Origin of the sequence: Collinsella sp. TM05-38 (genome assembly GCF_003466445.1) — a bacterium.
In the GTDB taxonomy this organism is placed as follows: Bacteria; Actinomycetota; Coriobacteriia; order Coriobacteriales; family Coriobacteriaceae; genus Collinsella.
Genome location: NZ_QSPM01000007.1, coordinates 67,566 through 90,772, shown reverse-complemented (window position 1 = coordinate 90,772; position 23,207 = coordinate 67,566). Strand labels below are relative to the sequence as shown.

General features: G+C 60.1%; 22 protein-coding genes. 3 read left to right on the top strand and 19 right to left on the bottom strand.

Translation table 11 applies throughout. The features are described from left to right. Positions 1–2 precede the first annotated feature (2 nt). Positions 3–587, bottom strand: coding sequence for a bifunctional pyr operon transcriptional regulator/uracil phosphoribosyltransferase PyrR (gene pyrR / locus DXD49_RS05540; RefSeq protein WP_117735168.1), 585 nt, complete (start codon positions 585–587; stop codon positions 3–5). A gap of 452 nt (positions 588–1,039) precedes the next feature. Here pyrR and rpmB point away from each other — a divergent pair, with 452 nt between their 5' ends. Beyond that, complete coding sequence (gene rpmB / locus DXD49_RS05535; RefSeq protein WP_022094725.1) at positions 1,040–1,228, top strand: 50S ribosomal protein L28; 189 nt, start codon at positions 1,040–1,042, stop codon at positions 1,226–1,228. Positions 1,229–1,454: 226 nt separating this feature from the next. Here rpmB and DXD49_RS05530 read toward each other — a convergent pair whose 3' ends face one another. Further along, positions 1,455–2,231 (bottom strand): transposase, encoded by a 777-nt coding sequence (locus DXD49_RS05530; RefSeq protein ID WP_117742735.1) that lies wholly within the window; start codon positions 2,229–2,231, stop codon positions 1,455–1,457. A gap of 332 nt (positions 2,232–2,563) precedes the next feature. On the opposite strand from DXD49_RS05530, the gene adhE reads away from it, so the two are divergent. Then, the gene (adhE, locus tag DXD49_RS05525; protein WP_117742734.1) at positions 2,564–5,212 is read left to right on the top strand and encodes a bifunctional acetaldehyde-CoA/alcohol dehydrogenase; all 2,649 of its coding nucleotides are present in this window, start codon (positions 2,564–2,566) and stop codon (positions 5,210–5,212) included. Positions 5,213–5,300: 88 nt separating this feature from the next. Next, positions 5,301–6,065 (top strand): aminoglycoside phosphotransferase family protein, encoded by a 765-nt coding sequence (locus DXD49_RS05520; protein ID WP_117735165.1) that lies wholly within the window; start codon positions 5,301–5,303, stop codon positions 6,063–6,065. 180 nt (positions 6,066–6,245) lie between these two features. Here DXD49_RS05520 and DXD49_RS05515 read toward each other — a convergent pair whose 3' ends face one another. From DXD49_RS05515 to rplS, 17 genes are all read right to left on the bottom strand, one after another. Then, positions 6,246–7,955 (bottom strand): proline--tRNA ligase, encoded by a 1,710-nt coding sequence (locus DXD49_RS05515; protein ID WP_117794471.1) that lies wholly within the window; start codon positions 7,953–7,955, stop codon positions 6,246–6,248. Between the two features lie 12 nt (positions 7,956–7,967). Then, a complete protein-coding gene (ispG, locus tag DXD49_RS05510; protein ID WP_117794433.1) occupies positions 7,968–9,050 on the bottom strand; it encodes a flavodoxin-dependent (E)-4-hydroxy-3-methylbut-2-enyl-diphosphate synthase in 1,083 nt (360 codons plus the stop codon). 13 nt (positions 9,051–9,063) lie between these two features. Continuing rightward, complete coding sequence (locus DXD49_RS05505) at positions 9,064–10,425, bottom strand: RIP metalloprotease (RefSeq protein WP_117742731.1); 1,362 nt, start codon at positions 10,423–10,425, stop codon at positions 9,064–9,066. A gap of 25 nt (positions 10,426–10,450) precedes the next feature. Continuing rightward, a complete protein-coding gene (gene dxr, locus DXD49_RS05500) occupies positions 10,451–11,638 on the bottom strand; it encodes a 1-deoxy-D-xylulose-5-phosphate reductoisomerase (protein ID WP_117794432.1) in 1,188 nt (395 codons plus the stop codon). Then, a complete protein-coding gene (locus DXD49_RS05495) occupies positions 11,638–12,537 on the bottom strand; it encodes a phosphatidate cytidylyltransferase (RefSeq protein ID WP_233540145.1) in 900 nt (299 codons plus the stop codon). The genes dxr and DXD49_RS05495 overlap by 1 nt, the downstream gene beginning before the upstream one ends. Positions 12,538–12,539: 2 nt before the next feature. Beyond that, on the bottom strand, positions 12,540–13,334 hold the full coding sequence (locus tag DXD49_RS05490) for an isoprenyl transferase (RefSeq protein WP_117794431.1): 795 nt from the start codon (positions 13,332–13,334) through the stop codon (positions 12,540–12,542). 1 nt (position 13,335) lies between these two features. Then, the gene (gene frr / locus DXD49_RS05485) at positions 13,336–13,872 is read right to left on the bottom strand and encodes a ribosome recycling factor (RefSeq protein ID WP_006236112.1); all 537 of its coding nucleotides are present in this window, start codon (positions 13,870–13,872) and stop codon (positions 13,336–13,338) included. Positions 13,873–13,874: 2 nt separating this feature from the next. Beyond that, positions 13,875–14,597 (bottom strand): UMP kinase, encoded by a 723-nt coding sequence (pyrH, locus tag DXD49_RS05480; RefSeq protein WP_035138557.1) that lies wholly within the window; start codon positions 14,595–14,597, stop codon positions 13,875–13,877. Between the two features lie 117 nt (positions 14,598–14,714). After that, positions 14,715–15,584 (bottom strand): translation elongation factor Ts, encoded by an 870-nt coding sequence (gene tsf / locus DXD49_RS05475; protein WP_022094736.1) that lies wholly within the window; start codon positions 15,582–15,584, stop codon positions 14,715–14,717. 45 nt (positions 15,585–15,629) lie between these two features. Further along, positions 15,630–16,358: a 30S ribosomal protein S2 gene (gene rpsB / locus DXD49_RS05470; protein ID WP_117735161.1), complete on the bottom strand. Its 729-nt coding sequence runs from the start codon at positions 16,356–16,358 to the stop codon at positions 15,630–15,632. Between the two features lie 219 nt (positions 16,359–16,577). After that, positions 16,578–17,474 (bottom strand): tyrosine recombinase, encoded by an 897-nt coding sequence (locus tag DXD49_RS05465; protein ID WP_117794430.1) that lies wholly within the window; start codon positions 17,472–17,474, stop codon positions 16,578–16,580. Between the two features lie 20 nt (positions 17,475–17,494). Continuing rightward, positions 17,495–18,832 carry a methylenetetrahydrofolate--tRNA-(uracil(54)-C(5))-methyltransferase (FADH(2)-oxidizing) TrmFO gene (gene trmFO / locus DXD49_RS05460; protein WP_117794429.1) on the bottom strand — a complete coding sequence of 446 codons (1,338 nt, stop codon included), beginning with the start codon at positions 18,830–18,832 and terminating at the stop codon, positions 17,495–17,497. 14 nt (positions 18,833–18,846) lie between these two features. Continuing rightward, positions 18,847–19,782: a DNA-processing protein DprA gene (locus tag DXD49_RS05455; protein ID WP_369831604.1), complete on the bottom strand. Its 936-nt coding sequence runs from the start codon at positions 19,780–19,782 to the stop codon at positions 18,847–18,849. After that, positions 19,779–21,302 carry a YifB family Mg chelatase-like AAA ATPase gene (locus tag DXD49_RS05450; protein WP_117794428.1) on the bottom strand — a complete coding sequence of 508 codons (1,524 nt, stop codon included), beginning with the start codon at positions 21,300–21,302 and terminating at the stop codon, positions 19,779–19,781. Before DXD49_RS05450 ends, DXD49_RS05455 begins: the two co-directional genes overlap by 4 nt. Further along, positions 21,302–21,787 carry a YraN family protein gene (locus tag DXD49_RS05445; protein WP_117794427.1) on the bottom strand — a complete coding sequence of 162 codons (486 nt, stop codon included), beginning with the start codon at positions 21,785–21,787 and terminating at the stop codon, positions 21,302–21,304. The genes DXD49_RS05450 and DXD49_RS05445 overlap by 1 nt, the downstream gene beginning before the upstream one ends. Positions 21,788–21,976: 189 nt before the next feature. Beyond that, entirely contained in the window at positions 21,977–22,765 is a 789-nt protein-coding gene (locus DXD49_RS05440) for a ribonuclease HII (RefSeq protein WP_117742722.1), read from the bottom strand. A 93-nt stretch (positions 22,766–22,858) separates the two neighbouring features. Continuing rightward, a complete protein-coding gene (gene rplS / locus DXD49_RS05435; protein WP_006236098.1) occupies positions 22,859–23,200 on the bottom strand; it encodes a 50S ribosomal protein L19 in 342 nt (113 codons plus the stop codon). Between the last annotated feature and the right edge of the window lie 7 nt (positions 23,201–23,207).

Genomic DNA, 23,207 nt, shown 5'->3' with positions numbered 1-23,207 from the left:
TACTACTCACCTCCCAGCGGCGCGGAGCCCACGCGGGAACCCGGCGCGACGTCGTTGATCTCGACGGCGGTGTGGCCGTCGACTTCTTTCATATATAGGTGCACGTTCTCCTCATGCGACGAGGGAACGTTCTTGCCGACAAAGTCCGGCGAGATGGGGAGCTCGCGGTGGCCGCGGTCGACGAGGACCGCCAGCTCGATGCGGCTCGGACGACCCAGGTCCATGACGGCGTCGAGAGCGGCGCGGATGGTACGGCCCGTATACAGGATGTCGTCCACCAGCACGACGCGTTTGCCGTTGACGCTAAAGGGAATGTTGGTGGCGTGGATCGCGGGAGCGAAATTGGTAGCGTAGTCATCGCGGTAGAAGCTGATGTCGAGGCTGCCGAGCGGAACGTCGACGCCCTCGATCTCCTTGATCTCCTCGACGAGCTTCTTTGCCAGAAGGTCGCCGCGCGTGACGATGCCGACCAGAGCGAGGTCTTCACAGCCCTCGTTGCGCTCGAGAATCTCGTGCGCGATGCGGGTCATAGCTCGATTGACGGCGGTCTCGTCCATGATGACCGCCTTGGGGGAAGTCGTGCCCATCGATCTCCTTCCTCACATGTCTTGACTGCTGACACAGTCAAAAAAAATAGATGCCCGACCGCTTAAAGCGGACCAGACACCCACAGGAAGGGCTGCTCTTTGGCAGCTATGTAATTCCATGTGGGTATCTCGTACCCCTTTAATGGTCAAGGTATAGTGTAGCCAACCTCGAGCGTAATTGCGAGCATAAATACAAAGCAATCCATAAACGGGCGCAGGCGCTCCATAAACCTATATATATTTGTGGGACGAACTTGAAAACCTCGGTTCGAGCTGGCATAATCCCCTCTGCTGCACGCAAATCGGATCTACGTCCAGGGCCGTGGCGTGCGCACTATCGCCAAAAGAGGAATATCTCTGTGTAGATTGCGCACAGGGAGCGACTTCTGTGCTATAGTTCAGGCTTGTTTGTTAACGCGACATGTTCGTTTGTCGCCCAAGGAGGGTCAGTTATGTCCAAAGTTTGCGAAGTTTGCGGTAAGCACCCCGTTGCCGGTCGCTCCATCAGCCACTCTCACCGCGTCACCAACCGTAAGTTCCGCCCCAACATCCAGCGCGTCTACGTCGTCGTCGATGGTCACCGTCGCAAGATGAACGTTTGCTCCACCTGCCTCAAGTCCGGCAAGGTTGCGCGCTCCTAAATAAGGTCTTACCAACAAGTACCTCGGACTCTCCGGGTCAAAGACCTCGCGTTCACATAGAACTTACCAAGGGCGTCCTCCCCTACGGAGGGCGCCCTTTTGCACTCATTGGGGACAGACTTACATAAGTGTTTTCACGCATTGGGGACAGACTTAGATGAGCGCTTTCCAAAGCTCGCAGCGCATCGATGAACTCACGGCGTTTCGATCGGCCCCAATCCATACCTCACGCCGCCTCTTTCCAGCCTGTGGTGGCCTTGGTTACGCTCGTAGCGCCGATACCGGTGATACGGGCAATTTGCTTGACCGTGAGATGCGCCCGCCTGAGCCTCAGCAGACACGCATCACGTTCGGGACGAGGCAGGGCCTTGAGCAGCGCAGGATCTATGCTCGGCAACACTTCGTGCGCGACGGCAAGGGCATCCTCATCGGGGATCCGCCGGCGTGGAAGAACCCCCACTGACCAGATGCGCCCAGCAACTTCCTTGAGATGCTCGCAATAGCAACGGGAGCCTCCGACAATATCGAGCATGGGGGCCGCATCGCAGATATCAAAGGGATCATAGCCCAGCTGATATGCCTTGTAGCTTGACCAGCGGTATGCCTCGAGTGAGTCGAGCGCACCTTTCACGGGATTGAGATGAATATAGTCGAGCAGCTGCACCGCCTGCGTGTCCGTCTCAACAGCGACCCGCGAATAGCGATTGTCAAACAGATGGCCCGTTCTTCCCGTTTTCCCATTGAAATACTTAGCATACGCCGTCAGTGCGCACTGCATTGCCTTTGAAAGGTTGTCATATGGGTCATCAACCATCAAATGGAAGTGGTTGTCCATAAGGCACCAAGCCAACACCGCCACTTTATGACGCGCAAACCTGTCCGAGATGTCCGATAAGAAACGATAACGGTCGGAATCATCTTCAAAAATAATCTGTTTGGAGTTGCCGCGGTCAAAGACGTGGTAATAGCCGGTGAGCGAAACGGCGCGGGCACATCGGGGCATAGCCTCTCCTTTCAAAACTGTACAGGCAACACCTAAAAGGAGAGACGCAACGCGAAATGCTGAGCCTGTAACCTATTTATATCCAATGAGCGGCAATAACAGGCCCAGAACGGCAAAATGGCAAAACGATGTCTGTCCCAAATGAGTGAAAGCACTCATGTAAGCCTGTCCCCAATGAGCGGGGCGATGCAGCAGAAAGATTGTTTTAGTTGAAACGTTTCAGTTTGTTGAAGCGTTTTAGTGTGCCTTTTACAGGAATCTTGCCACTCACCGAATTATTTATTGCTATCATGCAAGGCGTAGGGTAAATCTCCGATCGCAAGGAGACACAAATGGTGAAAAAGTCACCGGAAAACACTACTCCCGCAATTGTGGACAACGTAGAGGCGCTTGAGGCTAAGCTCGCTCAGATGCGAGAGGCCCAGGCGCTTTTTGCTACGTACACGCAGGAGCAGGTCGACAAGATCTTCTACGAGGCCGCCATGGCCGCCAACAAGGCTCGTATCCCGTTGGCGAAGATGGCCATCGAGGAGACCGGCCGCGGCGTTCTTGAGGACAAGGTCATCAAGAACCACTACGCCGCAGAGTACATCTACAACGCTTACAAGAACACCAAGACCTGTGGTGTCCTGGAGCGCGACGAGGCCTACGGCATCACCAAGATTGCCGAGCCCATCGGCATCGTGGGCGCCGTCATCCCGACGACCAACCCCACCTCCACCGCGATCTTCAAGACGCTGATCAGCCTGAAGACCCGCAACGCCATCATCATCTCCCCGCACCCGGCTGCCGCCAAGTGCACCATCGCCGCCGCCAAGCTCGTGCTTGACGCCGCCGTCAAGGCCGGCGCCCCCGAGGGCATCATCGGCTGGGTCGATGTCCCCTCCATCGAGCTAACCAACATGGTCATGCGCGACGTCGACATCATCCTCGCCACCGGTGGCCCGGGCATGGTCAAGGCTGCCTACTCCTCGGGCAAGCCCGCCCTGGGCGTTGGCGCCGGTAACACCCCGGTCATCATCGACGACACCGCCGACGTGCTGCTCGCCGTCAACTCCATCATCCACTCCAAGACCTTCGACAACGGCATGATCTGCGCTTCCGAGCAGTCCGTGACCGTCATCGACAGCATCTATGACCAGGTTAAGGCCGAGTTCCAGAAGCGCGGCTGCTACTTCGTCAAGCAGGGTGCCGAGATGGAGGCCCTGCGTGGCGCCATGTTCAAGAACGGCGCTCTCGATCACCGCATCCCCGGCATGGCTGCCGCCAAGATCGCCGAGCTCGCCGGCATCGAGGTTCCCGCTAAGACCAAGATCCTGATCGCCGAGGTCACCTCCACCGATCCGGCCAAGGAGGAGTTCTCCCACGAGAAGCTCTCCCCGGTCCTGGCCATGTATCACGCCAAGGACTTCCAGGAGGCCGTCGACAAGGCCGAGCACCTGGTGCTCGCCGGTGGCCCGGGCCACACCGCCTCTCTGTACGTGCACCCCGCCCAGGCCGAGAAGATCAGCCTGTTCGAGCACGTCATGAAGGCCTGCCGTATCGTCATCAACACCCCGTCTTCGCATGGCGGCATCGGTGACCTGTACAACTTTGGCATGAAGCCGTCTCTGACCCTGGGCTGCGGCTCCTGGGGCGGCAACTCCGTCTCCGAGAACGTTGGGGTGAAGCACTTGATCAACGTTAAGACTGTGGCCGAGCGCCGTGAGAACATGCTGTGGTTCCGCGCTCCCGAGAAGGTCTACTTCAAGAAGGGTTCCACGCCCGTCGCTCTCGACGAGCTCGGCACCGTCATGGGCAAGAAGCGCGCCTTCATCGTCACCGACCAGTTCCTCTTCAAGAATGGCAACACCCGCGCCATCGAGGCCAAGCTCGACGAGATGGGCATCGCCCACGACTGCTTCTACGACGTCGAGCCCGATCCGTCGCTGCAGTGCGCACGTCGCGGCGCCAAGCAGATGGCTCTCTTTGAGCCGGACGTCATCATCGCCGTCGGCGGCGGCTCCGCTATGGACGCCGGCAAGATCATGTGGATGATGTACGAGCACCCCGAGTGCAAGTTTGAGGACATGGCCATGGACTTCATGGACATCCGCAAGCGTATCTTCACCTTCCCCGAGATGGGCAAGAAGGCCTACTTCGTCGCCGTCCCGACCTCTTCGGGTACCGGCTCCGAGTGCACGCCGTTCGCCATCATCACCGACAAGGAGACCGGCATCAAGTGGCCGCTTGCCGACTACGCGCTGCTCCCCAACATGGCTATCGTCGACGCCGACAACTGCATGACCGCCCCGCGCGGCCTGACCGCTGCCTCCGGCATCGACGTCATGACCCACGCCATCGAGTCCTATGTCTCCATCATGGCTTCCGACTACACCAAGGGCCTCTCCGAGCGCGCTGCCAAGCTCGTTTTCGAAAACCTGCCCTCCAGCTTCGAGAACGGCGCCAAGGACCCGCACGCCCGCGAGGAGATGCACAACGCCTCATGCATGGCCGGTATGGCCTTCGCCAACGCCTTCCTGGGCCTCAACCACTCCATGGCCCACAAGCTCGGCGCCTTCCATCACCTGCCCCACGGCATCGCCAACGCCATCATCCTGACGCGCGTCATGCGCTACAACGCCGCTGAGGCTCCCGTCAAGATGGGCACGTTCTCCCAGTATCCTTACCCCAACGCGCTGCACAACTACGCCGAGATGGCCAAGTACTGCGGCATCGAGGGCAAGGACGACAAGGAGGTCTTCGAAAACTTCATCACGAAGCTCGAGGAGCTCAAGGACTTCATCGGCGTCAAGAAGACCATCGCCGACTACGGTGTTGACGAGCAGTACTTCCTCGACACCCTCGACGAGATGACCGAGCAGGCATTCAACGACCAGTGCACCGGCGCTAACCCGCGCTACCCGCTCATGAGCGAGATCAAGGAGCTCTACCTGGACGCCTACTATGGCCGCGAGCCCCAGGACTACGCCGTCTGCTAGTCTTTAGCACGGTTATTTGCGGCGGGGGTGCACGGGTGTACGCACGCCCCCGCCGTTGCTTCTATCGCATCGTTGAAAGGATGCAATCATGCTGCTTCCCGATTCCAAGACCGAGCTCGTCCGTCGTGGCAACAAGGTCGTTTACGACCTGGGCGACAAGATTGTCAAGGTCTTTAACGAGACCAAGCCCGTCTCCGACGTGTTCAACGAGGCTTTGAATCTTGCCCGCATCAATGAGTGCGGCATCCGCAGCCCCAAGGCGCTCGAGGTTTCTCAGCTCGAGAACGCCAACGGCTGGGCGCTTGTGACCGAGAAGGTTGCTGGCACCACCCTCGCCGACAAGATGACTGCCGAGCCCCAACGCTTTGGTGAGTACCTCGAGATGTTCGTCGACCTCCAGATCGAGATCCACGGCTACACCTCCCCGCTGCTCAACCGTCAGCGCGACAAGTTCGCCCGCATGATCGACAGCCTTGATCAGCTCAATGCCACCACGCGCTACAACCTTCAGGAGCGTCTGGACGGCATGACCAAGGAGTTCAAGGTCTGCCACGGCGACTTCAACCCCTCCAACGTCATCGTTGGCGACGACGGTCAGCTGTACGTCTGCGACTGGGCACATGCCACCCAGGGCTCCCCTGCTGCCGACGTTGCCACCACCTACCTGCTCTTTGCCCTCAGCAGCAAGGACCAGGCCGAGGCCTACCTGGAGCTCTACTGCGACCGCGCCGACATGCCTATGCAGGTCGTGCGTCAGTGGACGAGCATCGTCGCCGCTTCCGAGCTCGCTCGTAAGCGCAACGTGAACGATGAGTTCCTTAAGAACTGGATCGACGTCGTCGATTATCAGTAATATCTGAGCGATTTATTTCGCATCGGAGGCACAAAAGGGAAACCCCGCAGCACGCATGGGCCGTGGGGTTTTCCTTTTAGATATCGAGGATGCCACAAGATAAAAGGACGGCCCCACATCTCCCCGATCTGGAGAAATGCGGGGCCGTCCCGTATATCGAACTACAAGCGAAATCGCCGATTAGCGGCGGGCAGCCTTAACAAGCTCGGCAACCTTGGCGACGATCTCGTCAATCGCCACGTCCTCGCGATCGCCCGTGGCACGGTCCTTGAGCTCAACGGTGCCATTCTTAAGACCGCGCTTGCCCAAAACCACCTGATACGGGAAGCCCATGAGGTCGTTATCGGCAAACTTAAAGCCGGGACGCTCATCGCGGTCGTCGACGACGACCTCGATACCCTCGGCGCACAGACCGTCGACGATCTGCTCACAAACTGTAGCGCACTCCTCCTTCTTGGGATCGAGCGGAATCACCGCGACCTCGTACGGGGCAACGGAGACCGGCCAGACAATACCGTGCTCGTCGTTATGCTGCTCCACGACGGCAGCGAGCGAGCGGGACACACCAACGCCGTAGCAGCCCATGATGAGCGGCTTCTCCTTGCCGTCCTCATCCATAAAGGTGGCACCCATGGCCTCGGAATACTTGGTGCCCAGCTGGAACACCTGGGAGACCTCGATACCGCGAGCAGCAGAGAGCGGCTTGCCGCAGTGCGGGCAGGGATCGCCGGCAACGACGGTAACCAGGTCGGCCCACTCGTCAACGGTAAAGTCACGCTCGGGGCAAGCGCCGGTAAAGTGATAGTCAACCTCGTTGGCGCCGCAGGCCCACTGCTTAGACTCACGCAGGCTCTCGTCGCACACCAGACGGATGCCCTCGGGCAGGTTAACCGGTCCGATAAAGCCCTTATGCAGTCCGTAGGTCTGAAGTTCCTCGTCGGTCATCATGCAATAGCCCTTGCCAAAGACGTGCTCGGCCTTGCAGTCGTTGAGCTCATGATCGCCCGGGACAATGGCCACGACAGGCTTGCCCTCAGCGTCGATGAGTGCCAGCGACTTGCGCGTGCCGTTCTCGGGGAAGCCGAAGAACTTTGCAACGGCCTCGATGGTGCCCATGCCCGGGGTCTCGACCTTGGTGAGCGTACCGTCGCCGGGGCCCTCGGTCACGACGACCTTGGTGCTTGCCGCCTCGTCGTCGGCAGCAAAGCCACAATCGTCGCAGTAGACCAGCGAAGCCTCGCCGGCGTCAGCAAGAGCCATGTACTCGACGGAGGTGTCGCCACCGATCTCACCGGAATCGGCGACAACGGGCAGAGCCTTGATGTAGCAGCGCTCGCAGATATTGGCGTACGCCTGCTTCATCTTGTCGTACTCCTCCTGCAGGCTCTCCTGCGTAGCGGAGAAGCTGTAGGCGTCCTTCATGATGAACTCGCGGCCGCGCATCAGGCCAAAACGGGGACGGAACTCGTCGCGGAACTTGTCCTGGATGTGATAGAGATTTACCGGCAGCTGCTTGTAGGAACGCAGTTCATTGCGTACCAAGGCGGTCACGGTCTCCTCGTGCGTGGGACCCAGCACAAACTCGCGGCCGTGGCGGTCATCAAAACGCACGAGCTCCTTGCCATAGGCATCGATACGGCCGGACTCACGCCACAGCTCGGCATCGACCATAATGGGCATCATGAGCTCCTGGGCGCCGGCAGCATCCATCTCGTCGCGCACGATGTTCTCGATCTTGCGGATCGAACGCCATGCGAGCGGCAGATAGGAATAGAGACCGGCGGCCTCCTTGCGAATCATGCCAGCACGGAGCAGCAGGCGATGGCTCGCAAGCTCGGCGTCGGCCGGATCCTCTTTGAGCGTCGGAGCATACAGCTTAGACATATACATTGCTCGAGTCATTTACTTCTCCTCAATAAGTTTGTCGACCTCGGCCATCAGCGCGTCGACAATTTGGTCCTCAGCTACTTTACCAATGATCTGGCCGTGCGAAAAGAGCAGGCCCTGGCCTCGTCCACAGGCAACCCCCAAGTCGGCATCAGAAGCCTCGCCGGGGCCATTGACCGCACAGCCCATCACAGCGATCGAAAGCGGCGCGGAGTAGTTCTTAAGCCGCTCGGTAACCTCCTCGGCGATTGCGATGAGATTGACCTGGCAGCGCGCACATGTGGGGCACGAGACAATCTCGGGGCCACGACGACGCAGGCCCAGCGACTGCAGAATACCCCAAGCGACCGGCGGCTCCTCAACCGGATCGGCCGTAAGCGAGACGCGCATGGTGTCGCCAATGCCCTCGGAGAGCAGGATGCCCAGTCCCACCGAGCTCTTGATGGTGCCCTGCAGCTTGGTCCCCGCCTCCGTCACGCCCAGGTGGAGCGGAACATGCGGTATCTCGCGCGACAGGGCACGATAGGTATCAAGCGTCGTCTGTACACTATGGGCCTTGGCGGAAAGCACGATGTTGGTAAAGCCGCGGTCCTCAAAGTGCCGCACAAAGCGCTCACTCGACATCACGAGCTTCTCGGGCTGCGTAAGCTCGCCGCGCTCGGCGATATCCTGCTCGAGCGAGCCGGCGTTGACACCGATGCGAATCGCACAGCCCGCAGCGCCGGCGGCGTCGATGACGGCATCGACCTTAGCCCAATCGCCGATATTACCGGGATTGATGCGCAGCTTGGCGGCACCAGCCTCGATGGCGCCGATGGCGAGCTTATGGTTAAAGTGAATATCGGCAACGATTGGCACCGGAGACCCGGCACAGATGGCACGGAAGCCCTCGAGCGCGGCTTCGGTGGGTACACTCACGCGCACGATATCGCAGCCCGCCTGTGCCAAAGCGCGGACCTGCCCAAGCGTTGCCTGAGCATCGGCGGTATCGGTGCAGGTCATAGACTGGACCACGACCGGCGCGCCGCCGCCGATCTGCACCCCGCCCACATGCACGGGGCGCGTCAGCTCGCGCGGCAAAGAATGGGATAGAGACAATCCAAGCACTCCCCTACAGAATAAATCGAAGGATGTCGGAACGAAGCATATAGACAAACAGCAATGCGAAGAGCGCGACGCCCACATAGCTCACGATCGTCTGGACCTTGAGCGGCAGCTCGCGGCCAGCAATCTTTTGAATGATCTCAATTAGCAGCTTGCCGCCGTCGAGCGGCGGGATGGGCAGCAAGTTCATAAAGCCCAGTGAGAACGAAATGAGCGCGGCAAACGACAAGAACGTAATGGGACCGGCAGCAGCTGCCTGCGAGGACATGACGCTAATACCCACGATCGAAGAGGACTGATCGAGGATCTCCATCGTATGCTGCGGCTGGAGCAGGCGCATCACGCCCTCCGCTGTCTGCGCAACATACGAGAAGGAAAGGCGCGCCGAGGTGATGGGGTCCAAGCGGACCACCTGCGTAGAGGCATAAACGCCCAGACGTTCATCCTCTTTGAGTGCGACCGAGGTCGAGCACTGCTTGCCATCGCGCTCATACTCAATAGCAATATCGTCCTTACCGGCGGCCTTACCGATGGCATCGTAGACGTCCATCCAAGTGGAACATGAGACACCGTCAACCGAAAGGATCGCATCACCGGACTCGATACCCGCCCTGGCGGCAATAGACCCCTCGTCAACCTGACCGATCACGTTGGTATCGATCGGCACGGTGACACCCGCAATGGAATAGATACTCATAAGGAGCAAAAAGCCCGTCAAGATATTGACAATAATGCCCGCGAGCAGCATAAAGGCACGCTTGAGAAAGCCTTGGCCAAGATAGGTGTGCGAACGTTCTTGCGCAAGGAACTCGGCCTCGCCGCACGGCAGCTCCCACACATCGCCCTCGGCAGTTGAATGTTCGCGATCGAAACGGCGACCGTCAAAGGTGGTATAGCCTGCCGTGTCTCGCGGCAGCGTCTGATACTTGGTGGGATAGTAGCTCGGCGAGGGCTTCTCCCCTTCCTCATACCAGGGTGCGATGGAGCCCCAGCCCAGCAATAGGGCGCATGCCTCGAGCACATCCTCCTCGGAAAGCTCGAGCTCGACAGCAAGATCGGCCACGGTCACGCGACCATGACGATAGATAGCCGCGAGCACGCGATCGGCGCACGAGACGTCGGTCGGGTCCATACCGCAGATGGCAGCGTAGCCACCCAGCAGCAGCGGGGTCACGCCAAACTTGGTTCCAATGCGACGCGACGTGTAATGGATGTCAAAGCGGCACGGCAGGCCCAAAAAGAACTCGGTCACACGGACGCCGCAGGCACGCGCCGCCAAAAAGTGGCCGCCCTCGTGCAAAAACACGAGGACGGAAAGCATCAGCAGGCCCCAAAAGACCGATGAGAGAACGCTCAGAACAGTATCCATAAAACGAAATAGCAATCCTTATGGGTTAGGAACGGGTTGCGACGAGCACCTGCACAGCCTTTTCACGCGCCCACGCATCGATGTCGCGAAGTTGCTCAAACGAATCGACCGCCTGCATATCGTGAGCATCCATGCAGGATTCCACAATGCGATCGATATCGGTAAAGCTGCAGCCATCGTGCAGGAAGGCATCGACGGCGACCTCGTTGGCGGCATTGAGCACGCACGGCATGGTGCCACCCGTCTTGCCGGCACGCTCGGCCAGCGCCAGACAGCGGAAGGTATCCATGTCGGCAGCATCAAACGTGAGCTGCCCCAACTCGCGAAAATCGATACGAGGCGCCGGGGTATCCCAACGCTCGGGATACGAGAACGCGAACTGGATGGGAATACGCATGTCGGAAGCACCGAGATGCGCCATCACGGAGCCGTCGGCGAACTCGACCATAGAGTGAATCTTGGACTGACGCTGCACGACCACGTTAATGAAATCGAGGTCGCAGTTAAACAGATGCATGGCCTCAATGCGCTCCAGGCCCTTGTTCATGAGGGTGGCGGAGTCGATGGTGATCTTGGCACCCATGGCCCACGTGGGATGTGCGAGGGCATCGGCACGCGTCACGCGATCGAGCTCGTCGCGCGTACGGCCAAAGAACGGACCGCCCGAGCAGGTGAGCCAAATACAATGAGCCTCGCGCGGGTTCTCCCCCAGATAGCACTGGAAGATGGCAGAGTGCTCAGAGTCGACTGGAATAAGCTGGCCCGGTTGCGCCAACGGCACAAGCAAGTCGCCACCGACGACGAGGGACTCCTTGTTGGCAAGGGCAAGACGCTTATTCGAGGTCAAGGCCGCATGGCTCGCCTCGAGACCGGCGGCACCCACAATAGCGACAAGCACGCAGTCGACATCATCGCGACGTGCGAGCTCGCAAACCGCCTGCGCGCCAACGCCGAGCTTCGTTCCCTCGGGCAACTCCTGCAGCACGGCGTCATCGCCATGAGCGACATCGGCCACGGCAACCGCCGAAACCGAGAACTCGCGGGCAGCGGCAACGAGCTCCGAGGTGCTGGAATTAACGGACAGCGCCGTCACCTGTAGGCGATCGGCATGCTGGCGGCACACATCGAGCGCCTGGGTGCCGATAGAGCCCGTACAACCCAGGATGGCAACACGGAGGCGTCCATCGGGGCCATACGTCGTCTGGAATGACATTACAGCACGCCTCCGATCATCAAAAGCAGCTGCGCGGTAATGCAGCCGAAGATAAGCGAATCGCTACGATCGAGCATGCCGCCATGGCCCGGGATAAGATTGCCGGAATCCTTGACGCCCACGCCACGCTTGATGCGTGACTCGATGAGGTCGCCGATAACGCCCAGGACGGACACGACCACGCCGCACAGCAGCGCATAGGGCAGGCTGAGCTTGTAGAAGTGCGTCGCCCACAGGATGAGCCAAATCAAAACCGAGCCCAGGATGCCACCAACAAACCCCTCCCAGCTCTTTTTTGGAGAGATCTTGGGAACCATCTTGTGCTTGCCGATACGGCTGCCCACGATGTAGGCAAACGAATCGGAGACCCAAAGGGACGCGCAAACGCCCACCGAAAGCAGAGCGCCGGCAAAACCGGGCACGGAATCGCGCAGCAGCACGATAGCCGACAGCATAAAGCCAGTGTAGATGGGACCCATGAGCGTCACGGCCACATCAGAGATGCGGGTACGCGGCGACCAGACATACCAAATGCCCACCGCGAGCATCAGGGCAAAAAGCAGGGCATTCAACAACATCGAATCGCCCAACGCCGACAGCGGAAAGAGCACGGCGGCAGCGATACCCATACGCTCGTTCGCCATCTTGCCATCGAGCCTTGTCATACGGAAAAATTCATAGCAGCATAGACCGCTCATGACGGAAACAAAGATGGCCGTGGGCACGATACCCAAAACCAGGCACAGGATAAAGACGACGGCGTAGACGATACCGGCGGCGGCACGGGTAATAAAGCCCGCCAGCCACGAACCGGTGCCACTCTTCGCTGCAGGCGCTCCCGCAGTGCCAGCTTTGCGCGCAGGCGTCTTGGGAGCAGATCCCTTGGGACGATCGGACACGATTAAGCCTCCTCGGTCTTGCTCAGTCCACCAAACCTACGGTCACGGCCCTGATAGGCCAAAATGGCGTCGACGAGGCCCCAGCGATCAAAGTCGGGCCAATAGGTATCGGTGATGTAGAACTCGGAATAAGCCACCTGCCACAGCAGATAGTTCGAAAGGCGCAGCTCACCAGAGGTGCGAATCACAAGCTCAGGATCGGGAAGACCGGCGGTATAGAGGTGGGAAGCAACCATGTCATCATCAATTGCGGCAGGATCGATCTTACCGGCGGCAGCGTCGAGCGCAATCTGACGAACAGCGCGGGTAATCTCGGCACGCGCGCCGTAGTTGACGGCAAGCGCCAGCGTCATACCGGTGTGATCGGCGCACTCGGCAAGACCGCGTTCAAAAACGTCGCGGGTCTTCTTGGGCAGCGCGGAAATGTCACCCAAAAAGACGACGCGCACGTTTTCGCGCTTCAGAAGCGGCAGCTCGTCGATAAACGTCTTGGCAAACAGATGCATCAAGACGTTGACCTCATGCTGCGGACGGTTCCAGTTTTCGGTAGAAAACGCATAGGCAGAAAGCACGTCGACGCCCAGACGCACACAGGCAGTAATGATCTCGCGAAGGGAGACGATACCCGCCTTGTGGCCCTCAGTGCGTGCAAGACCGCGCGACGTGGCCCAACGACCGTTGCCGTCCATGATGCACGAGATATGGTGCGGAATGTTATTGAGGTCAAGGTCGGAAAAACCGACGCCCGCAGGGGCGTCGGCAAAGTACTCGACCAGTTTATGCTCGTCGTATTGCACCTTAGATCTCCATGACCTCGGCTTCTTTTTCCTTCAGAAGCTCCTCGACCTTGGCGACATACTCATCGGTGTGCTTCTGGACCTTAGCCTGCTCGCGACGGACATCGTCCTCGGTGAGCTCCTCATCGCGCTCGAGCTTGTTGTTGAAGTCGCGACGGATGTTACGGATAGACACCTTGGCCTGCTCAGCGTACTCGCGACACTCCTTGACGAGCTCGCGACGGCGCTCTTCGGTGGGAGCCGGGAACGGCAGACGAACGACGGTGCCATCGGAGTTGGGGGTAATACCCAGATCGGAAGCGCCGATGGCCTTGACGATAGCGTTGATGAGCGCCTTGTCCCACGGCTCGATGAGCAGCATGTGGGCCTCGGGGGTCTTTACGGCGGCAACCTGCGTGACCGGCGTGGGAACACCGTAATAATCGACGGTGATGTCGGACAGAATGTTAGCGTTGGCGCGGCCGGTACGGACCTTGGAGAAGTTATGCTTGAGGGACTCGAGCGACTTGTCCATGTGGGCGGTGATGTTCTCTGCCATGCTTAATCCTCCTGATAGACGAGCGTGCCGACGGGCTCACCCGAAAGCGCGCGCTTGACGGTGTCCTCGCCATCGATGTTGAGGACCAAAATCGGCATACGGTTATCCTGGCACAGTGCCGTAGCCGTGGAATCCATAACCTGCAGACCGCGGACGAGCACCTCATGGTAGGTGATCTTGTCAAACCGGACGGCGTCAGCACACTTGACGGGATCCTTGTCGTAGATGCCGTCAACCTTGGTGGCTTTAATCAGAATCTCGGCGCCGATCTCGCACGCACGAAGAGCCGCAGCGGTGTCGGTCGTAAAGTACGGATTGCCCGAACCGGCGGCAAAAATAACGACGTTGCCCTTGGAAAGGTGATTGATGGCGCGACGGCGAATATAGGGCTCGCAGATCTCGTTCATCTGGATAGCGCTCATCACGCGGCAGGGAACATCGTTATGCTCGAAGGCATCCTGCAGGGCAAGCGCGTTCATAACGGTTGCCAGCATGCCCATGTAGTCGGCCTGAGCACGCTCCATGCCACCGGCAGCGCCGGCCATGCCGCGGAAAATATTGCCACCACCGACAACGACGCCGACCTCATGACCAACGGCGAGCAGCTCCTTGACCTGCTTGGCAAGATGGTCGGTAACCTTGGGGTCGATGCCATATTGGCCGTCGCCCATCAGTGCTTCGCCGGAAAGCTTCAGAAGCACGCGTTTATATCGGATGTCGGACAAAGCGATCCTCCTTAAATTTGACTTTTAATATGATAACAAAGGCTTAACGGGGAGCCATGAAAAAGCAGGCTGTGAGTAAAACCCACAGCCTGCTCATTACCAGATACAAGAGCTTATTTACTCGCCACGGACCAGACGGTCAAAGGCAACGACGGTAATGGTGTCGCCGAGCTCCTTGGAGACCTGCTCAGCGTACTTCTTGATGGTGAGGGAGCTGTCCTTGATGAACTCCTGCTCGGTGAGCACGGACTGCTTGTAGAACTTCTCCAGACGGCCGACAGCCATCTTCTCCTGGATAGCCTCGGGCTTGCCGGACTCGGCAGCCTGAGCCATGTAGATCTGCTTCTCGTGCTCGACGGTCTCGGCCGGAACCTGATCGCGGGTGGCGCAGATCGGGGCGACGGCGGCAACCTGAAGGGCAACGTCGTGAGCGAAGGTCTTGAAGGACTCAGCCTGAGCGGTCTCGGCCTTCTCGAAAGCGAACTCGACGAGAACACCGATCTTACCACCCATGTGGATGTAAGAAGCGAGCGCGCCGTTCTCGGCCTTGCGGGCGGCGAAACGGGAGATCTTCATGTTCTCGCCCATGATGTGAATCATCTCGGTGAGCTCGGAGGAAACGGTCTCCTCGCCCATCGGCTTCTCGAGCAGAGCGTCGACGTCAGCAGGCTCGGTGGTAGCGACAACCTCGGCGACCTTGGAAGCAAAGCCGGTGAACTTGGCGTTGGAGCCAACGAAGTCGGTCTCGCAGGAGAGCTCGAGCAGAGCGCCGGTCTTGCCATCCTCGGAGACGAACGCGGCGACAGCGCCCTCGTTGGTCTCACGGCCAGCCTTCTTGGCAGCCTTGGCAAGGCCGTTCTTACGCAGAACGTCGACAGCGGCGTCCATGTCGCCGTCAGCCTCGACGAGAGCCTTCTTGCACTCCATCATCGGGGAGTCGGTCATCTCGCGGAGCTGCTTGACCATAGCGGCGGTAATCTGGGCCATTGTGGTTCCTTTCAAAGAGATGAAAAAGAATTAACTAAGACTGATTTACTCGGCCTTGGGCTCAGCGGCCATCTCGGCCTCGGAGACCTGCTCCTTGCCGGAGCCAGCGAGGCAGGCGTCAGCCATGAGCTCGCACATAAGGGTGACAGCGGAGATAGCGTCATCGTTGCAGGGGATGCCGTACTCGACCTCGTCGGGATCGGAGTTGGTATCGATCAGGGCAACGACGGGGATATTCAGGCGCTGGGCCTCCTTGATGGCGTTCTCCTCGCGCTTGGTGTCGATGACGAAGAGAGCCTGGGGCAGACCCTTCATGTCGCGGGCGCCACCGAGGTTGGTCTGGAGCTTGGTGAGCTCCTTGCCGAGAACAGCCTGCTCCTTCTTGGGAAGCACTGCCATGCGGCCGTCATCGACCATGGCCTCGAGCTCCTCCATGCGGTTGATGCGGGAGCGGATGGTGACGAAGTTGGTCAGCATGCCGCCGAGCCAACGCTGGTTGATGTAGGGCATGTTGGCGCGCTCAGCAGCGTTCTTGACGGCCTCCTGAGCCTGCTTCTTGGTGCCGACGAACAGCACGTTGCCGCCCTTGGCGACGTTCTTGACGAAGGTGTAGGCCTGGTCGGCGTCGAGGATGGTCTGCTTGAGGTCGAGAATGTAGATGCCGTTGCGCTCACCGAAGATGAACGGCTTCATCTTGGGGTTCCAGCGACGGGTCTGGTGACCGAAGTGGCAGCCGGCCTCGAGCAGGGTGCGGATATTAATCTTGGTAGCCATGTTAAACCTCCTGTGGTTTGCCTCCGCGCGGGGTCATCCTCCAAAACCAACCCGGACATGTGCTACCAAAGCCCGGGCACCACGGTATGAAGTAGCCGCGCGTGCGTGATAAAAACCTGTTGCCGTGAAGCAACCCGATGAATGATAGCAGGAATGCATCTTCCTGCCAACCCGCAATCAAAACCACACACCTGAGTGCGGCGCAGGACGTCCCAGCCACTATTCGCCGCGGGGATGGGCTTGAGCCACGGCCCGCTTAAGCCGATCGGGCGTGAGATGCGTGTAGATCTGCGTCGTGGACAGACTCGCATGACCCAGCAGCTCTTGAACCGAGCGAAGGTCCGCACCGCCCTCGAGCAAGTCGGTCGCAAAGGTATGGCGCATCGCATGCGGGGCGATGTCAGCCGGAATGCCGGCGAGCGTCGCCAGCGTATGGAACCGCCGCCTGAGCATGGCGGCGCTCATGCGATTGCCGCGCGCCGATATAAGCAGCGGATGCGGCCCGGTAGCGGGGTCACGGCGCTTTGCCCGAGCAAGCAACTCCGGCCTGCCCTCCTCAACATAGAGACGCGTCGCCTCGAGCGCACGACGATACAGAGGGACGATACGTTCCTTGCTCCCCTTGCCCCACAGGCGCAGCGTGCGTTCGGACCAAGCGATGGACTCCATATTGAGTGATGCGAGCTCAGAGATACGCGCGCCGGATGCATAGAGCAGTTCGAGCATCGCCGCATCGCGCAGTCCCGCGGGAGTTGAGGTATCGGGGGCTTTGAGGAGCGCCTCCACCTGTTGATTCGTCAGCACACCGGGCAGATCACGCGGGAGCTTGGGCGAGGAAATTGCCGAGACCGCATCGCCCTCAACGATCCCCTCTGCCGCCATCCACCGATAAAGTGAGCGAATGGCAGACAAGTGCGCCGCAAGGGTCCGAGCCGCCACCTGGTCACGCGACAGCTCGGCCAAATAGGAGCGAACCGTCCGTACGTCGGCGGCACGCGCATCGACGCCTTCGCGTTCGCACCATGAAGCGAAACGCTCCAGCCGCGAAGCGTAGGCCGTCACCGTGTTGGGAGAAAGTCCCTCGACGCGAGCAATATAGGCGATGAACGAGTCGATGGTGTCGTACAGGTCAAAGGCTATGACCGGTCGCCTCCAAACAGATCGGGGCGAGTGGCCAGATAGGCATCCAGGGCCTCGAGGGCGCGGTCCGCGTAGGCCTGGTAGCGGTCGCGCTTGCTGCGGCGTTTGCCGTCCTCGAGCGGCGGCACGAGGCCAAAGTTGACATGCATGGGCTGGTAGCCCACGGTGGCAGGATCGGTCGCATAGCCCACGAGCGCACCCAGGGCGCCCACACGCGGCAACTCGACGCCCGCGGTACCGATAGCCTCGGCATAGGTGTTGAGCGCCGCGAGCAGACCGGTCGCCACGGCCTCCATATAGCCCTCGGTGCCGGTGATCTGACCGGCCAGGCGCACGCCGGTACCGGGCACGGCAAAGGTGCCATCGAGCACGTGCGGGGCGTCGACAAAGGTATTGCGATGCATGACACCGTAGCGGAAGAACTCGGCGTTCTCAAGGCCCGGCACCATATGGAAGACGCGCTTCTGCTCGCCAAAGGTCAGGTTGGTCTGGAAGCCCACCAGGTTATAGGCGGTCTTCTCCTTGTTCTCGGCACGCAGCTGAATCGCCGCCCAGGGGCGACGTCCGGTACGCGGGTCGGTGAGGCCGACGGGCTTCATGGCGCCAAAGCGAATGGCGTCCTTGCCGGTGCGCGCAACTTCCTCGGCAGGCTGGCATGCCTGGAACAGATCGCCGCCCTCAAAGTCCTTGAGCACCACGCGGTCGGCCGTGGTAAGCGCCTCGATAAAGGCCTCGTACTCTTCCTTGTTGAGCGGGGCATTGAGATAGTCGCCGCTCCCCTGTTCCTCGTAGCGCGACTGCGAGAACAGCACGTCCATATCAAGCGTCGAGGCATCGACGATCGGGGCCGCCGCGTCAAAGAACGCCAGGGCGTCGCCACCGACGAGCTTCATGACCTCCTCGCTCAACGCCGGCGAGCACAAGGGGCCCGCGGCAATGACCACATGACCCTCGGGAATCTGGGTGACCTCGCCGTGGACAACCTCGATATTGGGACGGGCGGCAACCTCGGCCTCGACAAGCTCGGAAAACTTGACACGGTCGACCGCCAGGGCACCACCGGCGGGAACAGCCGCGCGACGGGCGCAATCGAGCAGGACCGAGCCCATGCGCTCAAGCTCGGCCTTCAGCAAACCAGCCGCAGAGTCCGGACGGGTCGACTTAAACGAATTGGAGCAGACGAGCTCTGCCAGGTGATCGGTATGGTGGGCCGGGGAGCTCACCTGGGGGCGCATCTCGCACAGCTTTACGGCGAACCCACGATCTGCCAGCTGGATCGCGCATTCCGAACCCGCCAAACCGCCACCGATAACCGTCACCTGATCAAACAGCATCTGCAAACACCTTTCTAATTGACACGTTTTCCATTGTGACCGAAGGGGGTCTGGGCGTGAAGGGCAAACTTGGAGGGCGCATACCTTCCATCCATCATGCGCTCGATAAGACCCTCGAGCTCAAGCGAACCCAGGAGTTTGAGTACGCCGACGGCATCGAGCGAGACGAGCGCCGCGATGTCATCGACCTTGAGCGGAGAGGCGATGAGCGCATGCATCACTGTCTGCTGTGTTGGATCCAGGTCGGCAATACCGGGAGCATCGGGGCGCGAGTAGCGCAGGGTGCCGTAGATGCGTGAAATAGCCATCTCGATAGATTCCTCGTCGATGATGCAGCAGGCACCGTTCGCAATGAGGTAATTCGTGCCACGCGACTCGGGCGATAGGATCGACCCCGGCACGGCAAGAAGTTCGCGCCCCAAATCCATAGCAGCCTCGGCTGTAGAAAACGTCCCGGAAGGCATACCCGCCTCGGATACAAAGAGGGCTTGCGACAGGGCCGCGATCACGCGATTGCGGCGCGGAAAGGCAAACTTGCGCGGACCCATGCCCCACGGAGAGATCGACACGATCGCGCCACCCGTATCGAGCGTGCGAGTAATAAGCCCCGCGCTCGAACGCGGGTAAACCACGTCGGCGCCCGTCCCCAGCACCACGACGTGTTTGCCGCCGGCGTTGACCGCAGCCCAACCCGAGGCCTGGTCACAACCGACCGCGCCGCCCGAAACAACCGTCACTCCCGCCTCGACCGCCACCTTTGCCGCAAGCTCTGCCACGGCAAGACCATACGGAGAGGCCTTGCGCGCGCCGATGATGGAGAGCGCAGGCGTCGAAAGCACCTCGGGGTTGCCGCGCACAAAGAGCGTCTGTGGTACATCAGAAAGCTCCAAAACGGTCTCGGGATACAACGCGTCACCTGGATGCAGCTCGAAGGTCCCCTCGGTCATCATTGGTCCCTCCTTCCCTGGTACATCGCCGCCTCGAGCACGTGGTCCTGCGTCACTTGCTCGTTCTCGGCGACGTCGGCGATGGTACGCGCGATACGCACCAGGCGCACGATGCCGCGGCCTGTGAGATGCGTGCGCTTCGACAAGCCGAGCACACACTTCTCCGCCGCATCATCGAGCTCAAAGGTCGAAACGACGCCGTCAATGGACCGCGTCTCGTCATCCTCGGCCTCGGCATCCGCATCGTCCATACGGGACTCACGCCAGGCGCGAAAGGCGCGACCGCGCACAACGTAGTCACGCAACTCAGCCGACGACATACCCTCCGCACCCTCGATAATCACTTGGGGGTCGGGACGGGTCACATCGATCATCATGTCGATACGGTCGGCCAAAGGACCGCGCAGCTTTGCCCGATAGCGCTCCACCATCGATGCCGAGCAGCGGCATGGCACCTCGCGATCGCCCAAAAAGCCGCAGGGGCAGGGATTGCTCGCAGCAAGCAACTGAAAGCGCGACGGGAAGGTAAAGGCCCCGTCGACGCGCACGATCCTCACACAGCCGCGTTCGATGGGCTGACGCAGCGTCTGCAGCACACCCGTGGGAAACTCGGCAAGCTCGTCCAAAAAGAGCACGCCGCCATGAGCCAGGCTGATCTCACCCGGATGCACCGGGCGTCCTCCGCCGATAAGGCCTGCGGTTGAAATACTGTGGTGGGGACTGCGGAAGGGCCGGTGCCCCGCCAACAAGCCATCAATGTTCTCACCCAAAACCGAATGGATGCACAGCGCCTCCTGTTGATCCTCAACGGAAAGCTCGGGCAGGATGCCGGTCATACGGCGCGCAAGCATCGTCTTGCCCGATCCCGGGGACCCAATCATGAGCAGGCCGAGTTCTCCTGCCGCCGCAAGCGCCATGCCGCGTTTAGCGACTTCCTGCCCCAGTACGTCGGCATAGTCGAGCTCGGGCTCAAAGGTCGCCTCGACGCCCTCAGAATCCAAATAGTGCCGCGCGGCATCGCCCATACCATGAGCAAGCTGAGACAAATGATCGATGAATCCGCAATCCACGCCCGCAAGCGGCACATGCTGATCGGACCTGCCGGCGATAAAGGACAGCCCCATATCACGCGCCAATAGCTGAAACGCCACCTCGCCCTTGACAGGAAGCACCGTACCGTCCAAGCCAAGCTCACCTGCGATAAGACAACGATCGAGGTTGTCGCGGGGAATCTGACCATCGGCCGCCAATACCGCAATGGCGATGGGCAGATCAAAGCCGCTACCGGTCTTGCGAATATCGCCGGGCGCCAGATTGACCGTAATGCCCGAGCGCGGAATCTCGAACCCGGCGGAGCGCATCGCGCAGCGAATACGACCGCGTGACTCCATCACCTCCATACTCGGAATGCCGAGCATCTGGATGCCCGGAACGCCACCGGCAAGCGAGACCTCGACCGTGACGTGAATCGCCTCGACGCCGCGGATGCAGGCCGCGTGAACGGCAAACGTCTCGAACGCCATCACGACACCTGCCAATCGAATGCGTTGTACTGATGCTCGATCTCGGCGATATGCCCGCCGCGGATGGTGACGCCCACGGCATCGAAGCGAATCGCCTTGAGCGGATAATGCTCCATGAGATAGCAACTTGCGATGCGGCGATAGCGGCGTTGCTTTTGGGCGTCCACGGCCTCCTCGGGAAAGACCCGCGTGTTGCAATCCAGTGCAACGCGTCTGGTCTTGACCTCGGCCATCACCACGACATCGTCGAGCTCATCGAGCAGCACCAGATCGGCCTCACCCTCGGTGCAACGATAACCCTGCTCCAGCAAGGTGTAGCCGCGCTCGTTAAAGTAGTCGATGGTGATCAGCTCGCCCAGCATGCCCAGTTCGCGGGGGCTGAGTCCCTTGATAAGCTCAGGCGTCATCGCCCCGCAATCGAGCTCGCCGTTTTCCCAACGCTCCTTGAGCTGCTGCGTCTTGCTCTTTTTGCTTGCGGCACTCATGGGGTCTCCTTTCCCGCACACTGCATTGCCCCGATGATGAGGGCACCTTTCATGCGGGTAAGTACCGGAAACAAACCAAAAGCTGACCAAATGCCGTCAAAAAAAGGACCGTACGCAACAATCACGTTGCACACGGCCCGGTACCAGCAGGTTTATAAAACGCTAGGGGTCCCTTTCTCCACAATTGACCTAGAAAAGGCGCTCAGTCTGCAAAAAGTTTCCGCAAAAGCTCACGCGGTGCAGTGGACAAAGTCCATGTTTGCGAATGGCCTCGATATGCTCGGGGCTTGCATAGCCCTTCGACTCTGCCAGATGGTACTCGGGGTACTCGGCGTCGTACTCGACCATCATCTCGTCACGCGTGACCTTGGCCATGATGGACGCCGCGGCGATGCAGGCGATTTTGGCATCGCCCTTCACCACATCGCGCTCGTTAGGAACGGCGCCCAAGGGGTTGCCATCCATGAGGACGCAGTCGGGCTCGAGCCCCGTATCGGCCACGGCGCCCGCGACGGCAGCGCGGATGGCGCGGGCCATGCCCATATCATCGATATCCTTCGGCGCGATATGGCAAAAACCAATCGCCGTCGCCACCTCGGCAATCTTCACCGAGAGCAGCTCGCGTCGCGCCGGCGTGAGCTTTTTGGAATCGTTGATACCCCAGACGCGCGGCTCCATAGGAAGACAGACGGCGCACACCGTCAGAGGACCGGCCACCGATCCGCGACCCACCTCATCGACACCAACGACCACCCCATCGCCGCCAAGCTCATGCATAAGCTCGTACATGTCATTGACGCGCTCACGCTCGGCAAGCTCTTTGGCATGGCGTTTGAGGGCGCGTTCACAAGCCTTGATCACCTGCTGGCGCGGGTCCTCGCGATAATGCTCCACGAGGGCGGGAATCTCCTCAAACGTAGCGCTCGCCAGCTCACCGGCAACCTGCGATGCCGAAACCGAGCTCGTCATGTTGGCCATACCAGGCCCTCCTTGCATGCAAATCAGATAAAAAGAAGGGCCACCCGAAGGTGACCCTTGTGTCCAAACGAGTGGACAGACGCTGCGATCTTCTTAGCGCTTCTCGGGGATGCGAGCAGCCTTGCCCACCTTGTCGCGGAGGTAGTACAGCTTGGCGCGACGGACGCGACCATGACGAACGACCTCGAGCTTGGCGATCTTGGGGCTGTGAAGCGGGAAGGTACGCTCAACACCGACACCGAAGGACATCTTGCGGACGGTGAAGGTCTCGCGGGCACCGGCGCCGGCCATGCGGATGACGTCGCCCTGGAAGACCTGGATGCGCTCGCGGTCGCCTTCCTTAATGCGGTAGTGAACCTTGACGTTGTCGGCGACGCGAACCTGAGGAATGTCCTCGCGGATCTGCTGACGCTCGATTGCGCGGATGTAATCCATGTGCAAT

Coding starts and splice junctions, on each gene's coding strand:
- pyrR (WP_117735168.1), bottom strand. CDS start 587: ATGGGCACGACTTCCCCCAAGGCGGTCATCATGGACGAGACCGCCGTC.
- rpmB (WP_022094725.1), top strand. CDS start 1,040: ATGTCCAAAGTTTGCGAAGTTTGCGGTAAGCACCCCGTTGCCGGTCGC.
- DXD49_RS05530 (WP_117742735.1), bottom strand. CDS start 2,231: ATGCCCCGATGTGCCCGCGCCGTTTCGCTCACCGGCTATTACCACGTC.
- adhE (WP_117742734.1), top strand. CDS start 2,564: ATGGTGAAAAAGTCACCGGAAAACACTACTCCCGCAATTGTGGACAAC.
- DXD49_RS05520 (WP_117735165.1), top strand. CDS start 5,301: ATGCTGCTTCCCGATTCCAAGACCGAGCTCGTCCGTCGTGGCAACAAG.
- DXD49_RS05515 (WP_117794471.1), bottom strand. CDS start 7,955: ATGTATATGTCTAAGCTGTATGCTCCGACGCTCAAAGAGGATCCGGCC.
- DXD49_RS05505 (WP_117742731.1), bottom strand. CDS start 10,425: ATGGATACTGTTCTGAGCGTTCTCTCATCGGTCTTTTGGGGCCTGCTG.
- dxr (WP_117794432.1), bottom strand. CDS start 11,638: ATGTCATTCCAGACGACGTATGGCCCCGATGGACGCCTCCGTGTTGCC.
- frr (WP_006236112.1), bottom strand. CDS start 13,872: ATGGCAGAGAACATCACCGCCCACATGGACAAGTCGCTCGAGTCCCTC.
- tsf (WP_022094736.1), bottom strand. CDS start 15,584: ATGGCCCAGATTACCGCCGCTATGGTCAAGCAGCTCCGCGAGATGACC.
- rpsB (WP_117735161.1), bottom strand. CDS start 16,358: ATGGCTACCAAGATTAATATCCGCACCCTGCTCGAGGCCGGCTGCCAC.
- trmFO (WP_117794429.1), bottom strand. CDS start 18,832: ATGCTGTTTGATCAGGTGACGGTTATCGGTGGCGGTTTGGCGGGTTCG.
- DXD49_RS05455 (WP_369831604.1), bottom strand. CDS start 19,782: ATGATGACCGAGGGGACCTTCGAGCTGCATCCAGGTGACGCGTTGTAT.
- DXD49_RS05450 (WP_117794428.1), bottom strand. CDS start 21,302: ATGGCGTTCGAGACGTTTGCCGTTCACGCGGCCTGCATCCGCGGCGTC.
- DXD49_RS05445 (WP_117794427.1), bottom strand. CDS start 21,787: ATGAGTGCCGCAAGCAAAAAGAGCAAGACGCAGCAGCTCAAGGAGCGT.
- DXD49_RS05440 (WP_117742722.1), bottom strand. CDS start 22,765: ATGGCCAACATGACGAGCTCGGTTTCGGCATCGCAGGTTGCCGGTGAG.
- rplS (WP_006236098.1), bottom strand. CDS start 23,200: ATGGATTACATCCGCGCAATCGAGCGTCAGCAGATCCGCGAGGACATT.